The 14,928-nt window shown below is 37.9% G+C and carries 15 protein-coding genes; 5 read left to right on the forward strand and 10 right to left on the reverse strand.

Annotation, left to right across the window (positions count from 1 at the left end; translation table 11 throughout):
- Nucleotides 1–314: transcriptional regulator (locus BKL51_RS11915; RefSeq protein ID WP_077466744.1), on the forward strand; the 314-nt coding region annotated here is incomplete at its 5' end.
- 363 nt (nucleotides 315–677) lie between these two features.
- On the opposite strand, the gene arcC is transcribed toward BKL51_RS11915, so the two are convergent.
- The 5 genes from arcC to epmA all read right to left on the reverse strand — a co-directional run bounded on the left by arcC (nucleotide 678) and on the right by epmA (nucleotide 6,707).
- On the reverse strand, nucleotides 678–1,622 hold the full coding sequence (arcC, locus tag BKL51_RS11240; protein ID WP_077466745.1) for a carbamate kinase: 945 nt from the start codon (nucleotides 1,620–1,622) through the stop codon (nucleotides 678–680).
- A 71-nt stretch (nucleotides 1,623–1,693) separates the two neighbouring features.
- Complete coding sequence (locus BKL51_RS11245) at nucleotides 1,694–2,698, reverse strand: ornithine carbamoyltransferase (RefSeq protein ID WP_077466746.1); 1,005 nt, start codon at nucleotides 2,696–2,698, stop codon at nucleotides 1,694–1,696.
- 147 nt (nucleotides 2,699–2,845) lie between these two features.
- Complete coding sequence (locus BKL51_RS11250; RefSeq protein ID WP_077466747.1) at nucleotides 2,846–4,213, reverse strand: L-serine ammonia-lyase; 1,368 nt, start codon at nucleotides 4,211–4,213, stop codon at nucleotides 2,846–2,848.
- 48 nt (nucleotides 4,214–4,261) lie between these two features.
- Nucleotides 4,262–5,491 (reverse strand): HAAAP family serine/threonine permease, encoded by a 1,230-nt coding sequence (locus tag BKL51_RS11255; RefSeq protein ID WP_077466748.1) that lies wholly within the window; start codon nucleotides 5,489–5,491, stop codon nucleotides 4,262–4,264.
- Between the two features lie 232 nt (nucleotides 5,492–5,723).
- The gene (gene epmA / locus BKL51_RS11260; protein WP_077466749.1) at nucleotides 5,724–6,707 is read right to left on the reverse strand and encodes an elongation factor P--(R)-beta-lysine ligase; all 984 of its coding nucleotides are present in this window, start codon (nucleotides 6,705–6,707) and stop codon (nucleotides 5,724–5,726) included.
- Nucleotides 6,708–6,993: 286 nt separating this feature from the next.
- Between epmA and frdA the strand changes: the two genes are divergently transcribed.
- The 4 genes from frdA to frdD are packed head-to-tail and all read left to right on the forward strand — an operon-like array spanning nucleotide 6,994 to nucleotide 10,332.
- Nucleotides 6,994–8,793: a fumarate reductase (quinol) flavoprotein subunit gene (gene frdA / locus BKL51_RS11265; RefSeq protein WP_077466750.1), complete on the forward strand. Its 1,800-nt coding sequence runs from the start codon at nucleotides 6,994–6,996 to the stop codon at nucleotides 8,791–8,793.
- Entirely contained in the window at nucleotides 8,786–9,556 is a 771-nt protein-coding gene (locus BKL51_RS11270) for a succinate dehydrogenase/fumarate reductase iron-sulfur subunit (RefSeq protein ID WP_077466751.1), read from the forward strand. The genes frdA and BKL51_RS11270 overlap by 8 nt, the downstream gene beginning before the upstream one ends.
- 10 nt (nucleotides 9,557–9,566) lie before the next feature.
- Nucleotides 9,567–9,977: a fumarate reductase subunit FrdC gene (gene frdC / locus BKL51_RS11275; RefSeq protein WP_077466752.1), complete on the forward strand. Its 411-nt coding sequence runs from the start codon at nucleotides 9,567–9,569 to the stop codon at nucleotides 9,975–9,977.
- A gap of 10 nt (nucleotides 9,978–9,987) precedes the next feature.
- On the forward strand, nucleotides 9,988–10,332 hold the full coding sequence (gene frdD / locus BKL51_RS11280) for a fumarate reductase subunit FrdD (RefSeq protein WP_077466753.1): 345 nt from the start codon (nucleotides 9,988–9,990) through the stop codon (nucleotides 10,330–10,332).
- Nucleotides 10,333–10,390: 58 nt separating this feature from the next.
- On the opposite strand, the gene ndk is transcribed toward frdD, so the two are convergent.
- From ndk to BKL51_RS11305, 5 genes are all read right to left on the reverse strand, one after another.
- Entirely contained in the window at nucleotides 10,391–10,813 is a 423-nt protein-coding gene (ndk, locus tag BKL51_RS11285) for a nucleoside-diphosphate kinase (protein WP_077466754.1), read from the reverse strand.
- Between the two features lie 8 nt (nucleotides 10,814–10,821).
- On the reverse strand, nucleotides 10,822–12,126 hold the full coding sequence (gene pepB / locus BKL51_RS11290; protein ID WP_077466755.1) for an aminopeptidase PepB: 1,305 nt from the start codon (nucleotides 12,124–12,126) through the stop codon (nucleotides 10,822–10,824).
- A gap of 87 nt (nucleotides 12,127–12,213) precedes the next feature.
- On the reverse strand, nucleotides 12,214–13,248 hold the full coding sequence (gene rfbB, locus BKL51_RS11295) for a dTDP-glucose 4,6-dehydratase (RefSeq protein ID WP_077466756.1): 1,035 nt from the start codon (nucleotides 13,246–13,248) through the stop codon (nucleotides 12,214–12,216).
- Nucleotides 13,249–13,257: 9 nt separating this feature from the next.
- The gene (wbaP, locus tag BKL51_RS11300) at nucleotides 13,258–14,679 is read right to left on the reverse strand and encodes an undecaprenyl-phosphate galactose phosphotransferase WbaP (RefSeq protein WP_077466757.1); all 1,422 of its coding nucleotides are present in this window, start codon (nucleotides 14,677–14,679) and stop codon (nucleotides 13,258–13,260) included.
- Nucleotides 14,672–14,928, reverse strand: a 257-nt coding sequence (locus BKL51_RS11305; RefSeq protein ID WP_233127132.1) for a glycosyltransferase family 52, incomplete at its 5' end; no start/stop codon positions are given. The genes wbaP and BKL51_RS11305, both read right to left, overlap by 8 nt.

Raw genomic sequence — 14,928 nt, forward strand, 5'->3', positions numbered from 1 at the left:
ATGCCAAAATTGAACGAGGAGAAACCCGTGTAAATTTTGGGAGACTAGAACAAATTCTCGGTATATTTAATATTGATATTTATGAATTATTAAATTATGGTGAAAATGATAAAGTTTACATTAGTGCCGGCGATAATAATAGCAATACTAATTCAAATATATTTTTAGGCAGAAATGACGATACGGAAAAATTACTCTTGATGCTTTCTCATAAAGACGAAGTCATTAAATATAAAGATAATATTATTGAAGTACAACAAAGGGAAATCGCATTATTAAGAAAATTAATAGAAGACTCCAAAGAGAAAGAATAAAACTAATTTTATATATTTAAACTTTAATTGGATAGTGGCACCTGCAGATATTCTATTTTCATTTTTAATGAAATTATAGTTAGGAGCAAAAGTTCGGCACAATGTTGCAACACACAAAAGTGAATATTTCAATATAATCGTAGGGATTATTCACTGGTACTCATCATAAAATCTAATAATTTCAATGTATTATAAAAATGGTAAGGTTCTATCCCAAAACTGAATTATCGTTATAGTAAAATTGATAGTAATATTTGTGAATTTTATTCACACAAAACCGGAGAATTGTTGTTTCTATTGAACATAGTTTTCTAAAAAGTGCGGTCAAAAAATAGGGATGTTTTCATCCCTATTTTTCTTAATTTAGTAAAATTCCACGCCTTCGACGGAACGAGTAACACGCGTACCGGCTTCACCTTTAACAATACGTTCAATATCGTTTAGTGAGCCAATCACGGCTTCTTTACCGGTGGCGTTAACGAAGTTGATCACTGCCTTCACTTTTGGCCCCATCGACCCCGCCGCAAATTCTGCGGCAAGCATTTCTAAAGCTTGTGGGTTTGCTTTCGCAATTTGTTTTTGATCAGGTTTATTGAAATTCACGTAAGCCGCAGGAACATCAGTGGCGATAATAAATAAATCCGCCTCTAATTCTTGAGAAATGACGGCAGTGCATAAATCTTTATCCACCACGGCTTCAACACCTTCTAATTCCCCTTGCTCGTTATAATAGCTTGGAATCCCACCGCCACCACCGCAAATAACAATATTACGATTAGCCAATAAGGCTTTTACAGAATCAATTCCCGTAACAGCTTTTGGTAAGGGACTTGATACGGCACGACGATAATATTGCCCATCAGCCATTATTGTCCAACCTTTCTCTTCCACTAATTTTTCCGCTTCCTCTTTGGAATAAACTTGCCCGATGGGTTTACTTGGCTTTTCAAATGCCGGATCTTTCGGATCAACAATCACTTGGCTTAATACAGTAATAGTCGGAGTTTCCGGCAATAAATTGGTTAATTCTTGTTGCAACATATAACCGATCATTCCCACGGTTTGAGAAACAAGTATATCTAACGGATAAGGCTCAATTTTAGCGTCTTGCGCATAATACGCCGCATGCTGTAATGCCAACAGTCCGACCTGTGGCCCATTGCCATGAGAAATCACCAATTCATTTTCTTGTTTAATTTTTGCCAATTGTTCTGCCGCAATACGAATATTCGTAGACTGATTTTGAGCCGTCATCGGCTCCCCTCTTTTTAATAAGGCGTTTCCACCCAATGCAACCATAATTCTCATTTTACTTTCCTTATTAATTGATAAAAAAATAGCATCGTTAATTTAATATTTACGATGCTATTTATAACTTACTATGCCAAGCTTGCCACCATCACGGCTTTAATCGTATGCATTCGATTTTCAGCTTGCTCAAATGCTACATTTGCCGGTGACTCAAATACCTCTTCCGTCACCTCTATACCATTTGCCAGCTGAGGGTATTTTTCTGCAATTTCTTTTCCCATTTTAGTTTCGCTATTGTGGAATGCCGGTAAACAGTGCATAAATTTGACTTTCGGATTGCCGGTACGTTTCATTAATTCAGGTGTGACTTGATAAGGCATTAACATATCAATACGTTCAGCCCATGTTTCGAGAGGTTCTCCCATTGAAACCCATACGTCCGTATGCACAAAATCAACGTCTTTAACCGCCGTATCAATATCTTCGGTAACGGTAATTCTTGCGCCGGATTGCTCTGCAAACTCTTGACACATTTTCACTAACGACTCTTCCGGTAATAAAGCTTTAGGTGCACAAATACGTACGTCCATACCTAATTTTGCACCAATTAACAATAAGGAGTTCCCCATATTATTACGAGCATCGCCAATATACACGTAGCTAATTTGGCTCAATGGCTTCTCACAATTTTCAATCATTGTTAAAACATCGGCAAACATTTGGGTCGGATGAAATTCATCGGTTAAACCGTTAAATACCGGCACACCCGAATATTGCGCAAGTTCATTTACAACTGATTGTTTAAACCCGCGATATTCAATGGCATCATACATTCTGCCTAATACGCGCGCGGTGTCTTTCATTGATTCTTTATGCCCAATTTGTGAAGAGTTCGGATCAATATAAGTCACGTGTGCGCCTTGATCATAAGCTGCCACTTCAAAAGCACATCGCGTACGAGTTGACGTTTTCTCAAAAATAAGGGCAATATTTTTCCCGGTTAAACGAGGTTGCTCAGTTCCCGCATATTTTGCTCTTTTTAAATCTTTCGCTAAATCCAATAAGAATCGAATTTCACGCTCAGTATGATTCACTAAACTCAGTAAATGTCTGTTTTTAAGATTAAACGCCATAGTTGCTTCCTTTTTCTCGTATGTTGACAAAAAATCGGCGAATTTTAGCAAAGCAAACGTTTGCGTTCAAGAAAAAAGTGAAAAAGAGGAGAACAGTAAAAAAGTGCGGTAAAAAAATAGGGATGCTTTCGCATCCCATGATAGTTATTAGGTACAAACAATTTTTACCGCCAACCCGCCTTGTGAAGTCTCACGATATTTTGCATTCATATCTTTGCCTGTTTCGTACATGGTTTCAATCACTTTATCAAGCGTAACCCGTGGATCAGTAGTACGACGCAATGCCATACGAGCCGCATTAATCGCTTTCACTGAAGCAATAGCATTACGTTCGATACAAGGTACTTGAACTTGTCCGCCGACGGGATCGCAAGTTAAACCAAGGTTATGTTCCATTGCAATTTCTGCTGCAATACAGACTTGCATTGGATTAGCCCCGAGAATCTCAGCCAAACCGGCTGCCGCCATGGAACAAGCCACGCCGACTTCCCCTTGACATCCTACTTCAGCACCGGAAATCGAAGCATTCATTTTGTAAAGCGAGCCAATCATTCCTGCCGCTAACAAATAGCGTTCAACAATCTCCGCCGTTAAAGGTGAAACAAATTTATCATAGTAAGAAAGTACCGCTGGAATAATGCCGCAAGCTCCATTGGTTGGTGCGGTTACCACTCTTCCACCAGCCGCATTTTCTTCATTGACCGCTAAGGCAAACATATTTACCCAATCAATAACACGCATTGGATCATTTGATAAATTCGTATTCGCTTGTAACATACGATGTAACGAAGCTGCACGACGAGGAACACGTAATGGCCCCGGTAAAATACCTTCGGTATGCAAGCCGTGATCAATACAAGCCTGCATGGTTTTCCAAACATTATCTAAATGCGCACTTAGCGCGTCTTTACCATGTAACGCAATTTCATTTTCAAGCATGACCGTAGAAAGCATTAAACCTTTTTCAGTGCAGTGCTTTAAAATGTCTTCCGCATTTTTATAAGGATAAGGCACGCTGATTGCGCTTTCTTCTTCCTGACCGAAATGGGCTTCATCAACGATAAAACCACCGCCGATAGAATAATAAGTCTGACGGTAAAGTTCCTTACGGTCTGCATCTAATGCAGTGATCGTCATACCATTTTCATGTAATTTCAAAAAAGTACTGTGAAAAATGAGATTGTTATCAAAATCAAACTTCACTGTTTTTTTGCCTTGTTCGATAGATAATTCCGCAGTTTCCTTCACTTTTTCGATAAAACGCGGAATGAGATCAATATCTACATCATGCGGCAAATAACCGGCAAGCCCCATAATAATCGCAATATCCGTATTATGGCCACGCCCGGTCATGGAAAGAGAACCATAGACATCTACATGAATTTCTGTTGTATCTTCAAACTGCCCAAGCTTAATGAGATCATCAATAAATTGTTTACCCGCTTTCATCGGACCGACAGTATGGGAACTGGACGGACCAATTCCCACTTTAAACATATCAAATACGCTAATCATATACTTCTCGTCAATTAAGATAAGCTAAACTAAAATACTCTAACCTGCTTATAATAATCCATATACGACCGCAGAGATAGCTATTAATCCCATTACGGTTACAAATATATTGCTAAAGCGGCCTTGATAACGTTTCATTGCCGGTACTTTGCGAATAGCATACATTGGCATAATGAATAAAATCATTGCAATGATTGGACCGCCAAGGGATTCAATCAAACCAAGAATACTCGGATTAATAATCGCAACGCCCCACAGAGTAACTAAGAAGAAAAGTGCGGTTGCATAATTTAATTTTTTACGATTAACCGACTCGCCTTTCATTTTTAAATACAATCCCTCTAATCCCTCACGGGCTCCCATGTAATGACCAAAGAAAGAACTGGTAATCGCTAAAAATGCAACCAACGGACCAAAGTAGGAAATATAAGGATTATCGAATTTGTTCGCCAAGAAAGACAAAATACTGATATTTTGTTCTTTTGCCGCCAATAACTCTTCCGGAGTTAAAGTTAATACGCAGCTGAATACAAAGAACATAACAAAGAAAAGTAAAATCGTTGATGTACCTTTTTCAGTATGCTCAATATGACGTTCAGTAAGATCAAATTCTTTGTATTCACGATATTGCGAACAGGTGAAGGAAGAAATTGCCGGAGAATGGTTAAAAGAGAATACTAAAACCGGAATCGTTACCCACAAGGTTGTAATAAAACTGCTTGTAGTCGGAAATTCCTGTAACATAGAGCTGTTCCATTCCGGAATTAAATAAATTGATAATACAAATAAAATGAGCACTAACGGATATACAAGCCATTCCGTAATTTTTAACATCACTTTTTCATTGAAAAGCATTACTGAAATTAATACTGCAATTAAAATGAAAGAAAGTAATGCACGATTAGGCGATGCCATACCAAGTTGATTCACAATAAAGGAATCTACAGTATTAGTAATACCATTACCATAAATTAATAAAATTGGAAAAATTGCAAAAAAATAAAGTAAGGTAATTAATTTACCTGCCGTTTTACCAAAATGTTCTTCCACTACTTCAGTAATATCACTTCCCGGATTTTTGGAAGAAAGCACAAAATATGATAAACCACGGTGAGCAAAATAAGTCATCGGTCCAACTAAAATTGCCATAATGACTAGTGGCCAGAAACCTCCCATCCCAGCGTTAATCGGTAAGAATAAAACACCGGCACCCACTGCCGTACCAAATAAATTTAACATCCATGCCGCATCAAATTTATTCCATTTTGGATTTTTCATAATAAAGACCTTCAAAATTAAAAAAAGAAAAAATTAGTTTACTATTAATTATTCAAGTAACCACCTAAAAATCTGGCGCGCATGATATGCTTTAAGCAAGTGAAATTCAAAAGAATATTTTTAGAAATGTGATCTAGATAACAGTTTTTCCACGATTAAATGGGCAAAATTTGGTTTAGATTAAAGTGAGATTAAAAAGCAATCAATATCTTAACCTCACTTTTTACATAAATTAAGCGTTCTCAATAGAAAAAGAGAGCACTTCGTTAATACTGGAAACACCTAAGGCAATCATAATTAAACGATCCACTCCTAAGGCAACGCCCGATGTATTCGGGATCCCCGCTTGCAACGCACTAAGGAAACGCTCATCTATTGCCCGCTCAGGTAAACCTGCTTTTTCACGCTGGCGATTATCTTGCTCAAAACGATGCCTTTGCTCACTTGCATCCGTTAATTCATGAAAACCATTGGCTAGTTCTAATCCTTTGTAATAAAACTCAAAACGTTCCGCCACACGTTGATCTTCCGGACTTAATTGCGCAAGTGCCGCCTGTGAGGAAGGAAAATGGTAAATCGCAACCGGCGCCTCCTGCCCAATTTGAGGTTCAACCACTTCACTAAATAAAAACTGCAGTAAAGTATCGCGATCCTCGTCCTCTTCTGCCATAAAATTATGGTGATGAGCGGCCTCTACCAATTCTTTACGAGTTGCAGAAAGCGGATCAAGCCCCACATATTCTTGGAAAGCGAATTGGTAAGTCATACTTTCCGCCGGTTTACAATCAAGAATTTGTTGGAGTAAATCATCTACTTCATTAATCAAACGATACATATCAAAGTGCGGTCGATACCACTCCAACATAGTAAACTCAGGATTATGACGATTACCCGCCTCTTCATTACGAAATACTTTGCTAATTTGAAAAATAGGGCCGCTACCCGCTGCCAACAAACGTTTCATATGATATTCAGGACTGGTTGAAAGCCACAAAGTTTTTGAGAACTCGTTAATCGGTGCAATAAATTCAGTACTAAATGTATAAAGGTGAATATCCGTCACACCATATTCACTCAGAACCGGGGTTTCAACTTCAAGCAAACCTCGATCAGTAAAAAAACGACGAATTTCGGCAATAATTTTTGCTCTGGCAAGTAAATTTTTAATGGGAGCTGAAGGTTGCCACGATACAGTTTCCGAAGTAAGTGCGGTCATTTTTCCTCTATTTTTTTAGTAAAATCATCATAAACTTCAACATTGTAAACTAGGGAATTTCACAACTCAACTTTCCTATCTCATCAGTAAAAAAAGTATATCAAATAAAAAACCTTCTCATTTGATTTGCTTAAATAAATTAACTTTTTTGAGGTAGATCACAAAATTCATAATTTCTCCGAAATTCCTCTGAAAAAAAGTTATTAATTTGTAAAAAAAGTGGCACAATGCCTCCGCTCACCCTTTAGGGGATTTTATTATACTTTCTACATGATTGGAGGATGTCGTGCAAACAGTTAATGTCGATATTGCAATTGTTGGTGCCGGTGGCGGCGGTTTACGTGCAGCAATTGCAGCAGCAGAAGCAAATCCTAATTTAAAAATCGCATTGGTTTCGAAAGTTTATCCAATGCGTAGCCACACCGTTGCAGCTGAAGGCGGTGCAGCGGCGGTTATTAAAGAAGAAGATTCCTATGATAAACACTTTCACGATACCGTTGCCGGCGGCGACTGGTTGTGTGAACAAGATGTTGTAGAGTATTTTGTAGAACATTCCCCGGTAGAAATGACCCAGTTAGAACGCTGGGGCTGTCCGTGGAGTCGTAAAGCCGATGGTGATGTAAACGTACGCCGCTTCGGAGGAATGAAAATCGAGCGCACTTGGTTCGCAGCAGATAAAACCGGTTTCCACTTGTTACATACCCTGTTCCAAACTTCAACACAATTCCCTCAAATTCAACGTTTTGACGAACATTTCGTATTGGACATTTTAGTCGATGACGGTCACGCCCGCGGTATGGTCGCAATGAATATGATGGAGGGTACACTCGTTCAAATCAATGCCAATGCGGTAGTTATCGCAACCGGCGGTGGTTGTCGAGCATTTAAATTCAATACTAATGGAGGTATTGTAACCGGAGACGGTTTATCCATGGCATATCGTCACGGTGTGCCATTGCGTGATATGGAATTTGTACAATATCACCCAACGGGCTTACCAAACACCGGTATTTTAATGACTGAAGGTTGCCGTGGTGAAGGCGGTATCTTGGTCAATAAAGATGGCTATCGTTATTTACAGGATTATGGTCTGGGACCGGAAACTCCAATTGGTAAACCTGAAAATAAATATATGGAATTAGGTCCACGTGATAAAGTTTCTCAAGCTTTCTGGCAAGAATGGAAAAAAGGAAATACCTTAAAAACCGCTAAAGGGGTAGACGTTGTACATCTAGATTTACGTCACCTCGGTGAAAAATACTTGCACGAACGGCTCCCATTCATTTGTGAGTTATCAAGTGCATACGAAGGAGTAAATCCAGTTAACGAACCAATTCCTGTTCGTCCGGTCGTTCACTACACCATGGGCGGTATTGAAGTCGATTTCAATAGTGAAACCCGTATTAAAGGCTTATTTGCCGTAGGTGAGTGTGCCTCTTCGGGATTACACGGAGCAAACCGTTTAGGTTCTAACTCATTAGCAGAATTGGTCGTTCTTGGTCGGGTAGCGGGTGAGTATGCCGCTCAACGTGCTGTTGAAGCACAACAAACAAACCAAAGTGCGGTGGATGCACAAGCTAAGGACGTCGTAGCTCGTTTAGAAGCGCTTCACAAACAAGAAGGTGATGAATCTTGGTCTGAAATCCGTGATGAAATGGGAACCGTTATGGAAGAAGGTTGTGGTATTTACCGCGATCAAGCCAGTATGCAAAAAGCAGTTGATAAAATTGCAGAATTAAAAGAACGTTATAAACGTATTCGTGTCGCAGATAATTCAAGTGTATTTAACACCGATGTACTTTACACCGTTGAATTAGGTTATATCCTTGATGTAGCACAATCTATCGCTAATTCTGCTATCGAACGTAAAGAATCTCGTGGGGCACATCAACGCTTAGATTATACTGAACGTGATGATGTAAATTATTTAAAACACACCCTTGCTTTCTACAATGAGAATGGTGCACCTCGCATTGAATACAGCCCGGTGAAAATCACTAAATCTCAACCAGCAAAACGTGTTTATGGTGCGGAAGCAGAAGCTGCCGAAGCTGCTGCGAAAGCTAAGGAGCAAGCAAATGGCTAATTCACCAGTAATGAATGTGGAAGTTTTACGCTACAACCCTGAAAGCGATCAAGAACCACATTTAAGCACTTACCAAGTGCCTTATGACAACCAAACGTCCTTACTTGATGCGTTAGGTTATATTAAAGATAAACTTGAACCTTCCCTTTCTTACCGTTGGTCTTGCCGCATGGCAATCTGTGGTTCTTGTGGAATGATGGTTAATAATAAGCCAAAGCTGGCATGTAAAACTTTTTTACGTGATTACAGTGGCCATATGCGTATCGAACCATTAGCAAACTTCCCGATTGAACGTGACTTGGTAGTAGATTTAAGCCATTTTATTGAAAGTTTGGAAGCAATCAAACCGTACATTATTGGCAATGAGGCTCCGCCATTAGACGGTAAACCGCATCCTTCGGCGGAACTTGCGAAAAGTCGTACTAAACAAACACCGGCACAACTTGAAAAATACCGCACTTTCTCAATGTGTATTAACTGTGGTTTATGTTATGCAGCTTGCCCACAATTCGGTCTAAATCCTGAATTCTTAGGACCAGCTGCAATCACCATGGCTCATCGTTATAACCTGGATAACCGTGACCACGGAAAAGCACAACGTATGCCATTGTTAAACGGTAAAAACGGGGTGTGGAGCTGTACTTTCGTGGGTTATTGCTCTGAAGTCTGTCCAAAACATGTTGATCCGGCTTCTGCAATCAACCAAGGAAAAGTAGAAAGTGCCAAAGATTATGTAATCTCTATGCTAAAACCAAAAGGCTAAGGGGGAAGAAATGTCAGTAACTGTAAGTAAACGCAAAAAATATGTTCGCCCGATGACGGCTACTTGGTGGCAAAAATTAGACTTCTACAAAGCCTATATGCTGCGTGAAGCTACCTCAATCTTTGCTGTGTGGTTCTGTATCGTTCTGCTTTATGGCGTACTCTGTCTTGCCAGTAATCCTATCCCAGGACACGGCATTTTTAGCTTTATTGAGTTTTTAAGAAACCCAATTGTGGTAATCTTAAATATCCTTACGCTGGTCGCCACACTTTACCATACCGTCACCTATTTCTTAATGACGCCAAAAGTGATGAACATCGTTGTCAAAAATGAACGTTTGCCACACCATATAGTAAGAAATGCACTTTGGGCTGTAACCGCTCTTATTAGCGTGGTTGCATTAGTTTTAGCTTATATCTAAGGGGAAAAAAATGGTTGATAAAAATCCAAAACGCTCCGGTGAACCACCGGTATGGTTACTTTTTGGTGCAGGTGGTACAGTAAGCGCAATTTTCTTTCCTGTGGTCATTTTAATCTTAGGCTTATTACTACCATTTGGTTTAGTCGATCCTGCGAACTTAGTCACTTTTGCCTATTCTTGGATTGGTAAACTTGTGATTCTCGTGTTAACTACTTTCCCAATGTGGTGTGGTTTACACCGAATTCACCACGGGATGCACGATCTTAAAATCCATATACCAGCAGGTGGCTTTATCTTCTATGGTTTAGCAACCATTTATACCATTTGGGTATTATTTGCGGTGATTGGTTTATAAGAAAATTAGATATAAAAAATAGCGAGTTTTATACTCGCTATTTTTATCTATAATAAAATTAATAATTACAAATTTCCGAATCGGCAAAAAAATAGGCAATTTCACGATTCGCACTTTCTACACTATCCGAACCATGTACGGAATTTTCACTCTGACTTAAGGCAAAATCTTTGCGAATAGTACCTTCTACTGCATTTTCCGGATTTGTCGCGCCAATCAAAGTGCGGTAGTCTTTTACGGCATTTTCTTTTTCCAATACTGAAACCACAACAGGAGCAGACATCATATACTCCACTAGTGATTCAAAAAACGCCTTGCCTTGATGCTCGACATAGAAACCTTCAGCCTGCTCTCTCGCTAAATGTACCATTTTTATCGCAACAATTTTGAATCCGTTTTTCTCAAAACGCGTCAAAATTTCTCCGATAAGGTTACGTCTCACTGCATCGGGTTTAATAATTGAAAGTGTTCTTTCTGTCATATTCATCCTCACTTTTCTGATTTTGACAACAATAAGTTTGCTAATGTTTGCACCCCAATACCTGTCGCACCAACGCCCCATAAATCGCTTGCGAATTTACGATAAGTTGCAGAGCAATCAATATGTAACCAATTTTGTTGGTAATTTTTCACAAAATAGGAAAGAAATGCTGTCGCTGTACTTGCCCCCGCTACAACAGGCACCGTACCAATGTTAGCAATATCTGCAAATGAAGAGCTAATTTGTGAACGATGAAATTCCTCAAAAGGCAAACGCCAAAATTGCTCATTTTCAGCCTTAGCCGATTGAAAAAGCTCTGTCGCAAGTTCATCATCCATCGTGAGTACGGAATGGTAGTCATTACCCACCGCCACTTTAGCTGCACCGGTTAATGTAGCACAATCAATAATAAATTCAGGATGCTGATTATCCGCTTCAATTAACCCGTCTGCCAACACTAAACGACCTTCCGCATCGGTATTTAAAACCTCTGCCGTGATACTATTTTTATAAGTAACAATATCGCCTAATTTGAAAGCGTTACTGCTTACTAAATTCTCTGCGCAACATAAATAGAGTTTCACTCGTTGATTTAATCCGCGTGCAATGGCTAAGCCTAATGTCCCCGTTAATAAGGCGGCTCCTCCCATATCCGTACGCATCGTACTCATACCGTCACTTGACTTAATACTATACCCACCACTATCAAAGGTAATTCCTTTACCGACTAAGCAAGCCAATACAGGGGTATTTGGATCCATTGTCGGATTAAAATCTAACTGCAACATTGCCGGCAGATTTGACGAACCTTTTCCTACTGTCCAAATCCCTTGATAGCCTTGTTCTTCCAGCTCTTTCCCGGAAATAATCTGAAAACTGACCGCACTTTTCTCCGAATGATTTTCTGCTTGAGCCGTAATAAATTCCGCGGCACACTCAGCCAGTTTAACTGGCGTTAAACTTTGTGCCGGTTCATTAATTATCCCCCGAACAAAATCGCCACATTCAATACGTGCCAATAATTCATCTTGTAACTCATGCTCTAAATGCGGAAACTCAATGGCATAATCTTGTTTTGCTGTGTAAAACCCTTGATAAAATGCCCAACAAAACTCTAAATTCCAGTCTTCACCGACTAACTCAACCTCTTTAATCCCCTGTACACGTAACTTACGAGCAGCACACTGCACCAAAGTGCGGTCAGTTTTTACATTATTTTTTAAGTGAATAATGGTTTCATCACCATTAAAACTTACTATCGCATTTTTACCCCAACAACCCGCTGCAGGGCGGTTAGAAAGAATAATCTCCATTTTTTAACTCCTCTTATAAAAGAGCGAACTATACCAGTTTTTATAGGGGAAGATAATCTTAAATGTGCTTATTTCATCAACTAAGGCTTAACTTTTTTCTATCATGTATCTTCCTGATTGAAATTGTTTAACATACCATTCTATTGTTTTTCTTAATCCTGATTCAAAAGTTTCTTGCTGCTCCCAACCTAATTCACGACTAATTTTTGTCGTATCAATTGCATAACGTACATCATGACCAGGGCGGTCTTTTACATAAGTGATTAAATCCTCATATTTTACGATGCCATAAGGTTTATTTGGTACAAGCATCTCTAAGATATCACAAATAGAACGAACGACAGTAATGTTGGTTTTCTCACAGCTTCCACCAATATTATAAGTTTCGCCAATATTGCCTTCTTTAAGCACTTTATATAAAGCTTTAGCATGATCTTCTACAAATAACCAATCTCGAATTTGTAAACCGTTTCCATATACAGGCAAAGGGTTACCCTCTAAGGCATTTAATATCATCAAAGGTATCAATTTTTCTTCGTGCTGAAATGGTCCATAATTATTTGAAGAATGGATAATGATGGTTGGTAGACCATAAGTTCGATGCCAAGCACGAACCAAATGATCACTCGAAGCTTTTGAGGCAGAATATGGACTACTTGGATTATAAGGCGAGATTTCAGTAAATAAGTCGTCTTTATTTTCTAAATCACCATAAACTTCATCAGTTGAAATGTGCAGAAATTTAAATCTTGCTTTTTTATCAGTTTCTAAATTATTCCAATAATCGAGAGCAACTTCTAATAGTGTATAAGTACCAACTATATTAGTTTGAATAAATTCCGCAGCACCATCGATTGAACGATCAACATGGCTTTCAGCAGCTAAGTGCATGATGGCATCAGGTTGATGTTGTTCAAATACTCTAGATAACTCTTTCGCATCACAAATGTCGACTTGTTTAAATGCATAACGTGGATTATTTTCCACTAATTCAAGGGATTCTAGATTGGCAGCATAAGTCAATTTATCTACATTGACCACTCTATCTGATGTATTTTCAATGATATAGCGAATAACAGCAGAGCCAATAAAACCGGTTCCGCCTGTGATTAAAATTTTCATGGAATATTTTTAATAAGCTCCATCCCTTTTCAAAACAACATTTACTGTCTTAAACAAAATCGCAATATCATTCCATAAAGACCAATTTTTTACATACCATGAATCAAAATAAACCCGGGTGTCGTAATCTACATCATTACGTCCACTTACTTGCCAAAGGCCTGTCATTCCTGGTTTTGCCATTAGATAGTAATCTACATTTTCTTGGTAACGTTCTAATTCATCAGCGACAATTGGACGGGGACCAACTAAACTCATTTCGCCTTTCAATACGTTCCAAAGCTGTGGGAGTTCATCAAGACTTGTTGCTCTTAAAAATTTACCAACTTTCGTAATTCTTGGATCATTTTTTAATTTAAAATCTTTTTCCCATTCTGCTATAGCTTCAGGATCATTTTTTAATAATTCATCTAATACTTCTTGAGAATTTACTACCATTGTTCTAAATTTTAAGCATTTAAATTTTTTACCATTTTGCCCAATTCTGGGATGTCTATAAATCGCATTCCCACCATCCTTTCTAACTGTATAATAAAGATAAAGTAAAATAGGAGAGAGCAAAAGCATAATTGTAAAAGATCCCACAAAATCGACGACTCTTTTTTGTATCCTGGATGATAATTTTGCTAAATTATTATTAACGCGAAGTAGCATCACCTCATAACTAAACATAAAAGACATATCTGTACTATAAAGTGGTAAACCACGTAATGTTGGAATAACAGAAACAAAACGATATCCATTTGTTGAAAAATAACGGAGTAAATCATCTCTTTCAAGATTTTCATTTTCTTCAAATGCAATAATAAATTGATCTGATTTTTTTGTTTCTAATTTCCAACTATTCTTTTTCACATTAGGAAACATTGGAATATTTAAATTTTTTATTTCTTCACAAGTATCATTAACAGAGACAAAATGCGTAATTTCCAATCCTAAATATCGCTCACTTTGTAATGCTTTATAAGCATCAAAGGCATTATTACCAGTACCTAAAATAACCGTCTTTCTTAAATACCAACCTGAATGAATTAACCATTTTTTTAGTATTACTCGACCCAATGGAACAATCACTAATGCAATGCCCCAAACTATCATCCAAAGTAATCTTGAAAAATAAAGTTTAGAAAAAGAGATAATAGAAAGCTCAAAAATGGCAAAAATCACTAATGTACGAATAATTTCTTTTAACTCTAACCAAAAAGGTTTTCGATAAGTATAATGACGTAATCTAATTGCAAGCCAAGCAATAAACAAAAATGATAAAAACAAATGAATATAAATTCGCTCATCTAATTCTGTATAAGGAATGTATGCTGTGTAATTTCCTTTATAGCTATCAACAAGATAAAGTGCAATAAAAAAGGATGACGTGAACGTAAGAAAATCTGTGATTAATAATAGTATTTTTGATAGAGCTAATTTATTCATAAGTTATTTCTCCAAATCGTTTTTCTAACTTAGGATGTATTTTAGTGCCATAGAAATCCACGTTCTCCTTTGGATAAACATATACTGCTGTTGAGAAAAGTGTTACTGCTTTCTCAAACTTAATCCCTAATACATCTAAAATCTCAGATGGATAATTTTCACTAAATACTTCTGTATCGGGAAAATAATCTTGATAATTTGTTTTCTCTCTAGGATGTGTTTTAATTACCAGTTTTTCTTTATCATAAT

Origin of the sequence: Rodentibacter sp. Ppn85 (assembly GCF_001999335.1) — a bacterium.
In the GTDB taxonomy this organism is placed as follows: Bacteria; Pseudomonadota; Gammaproteobacteria; order Enterobacterales; family Pasteurellaceae; genus Rodentibacter.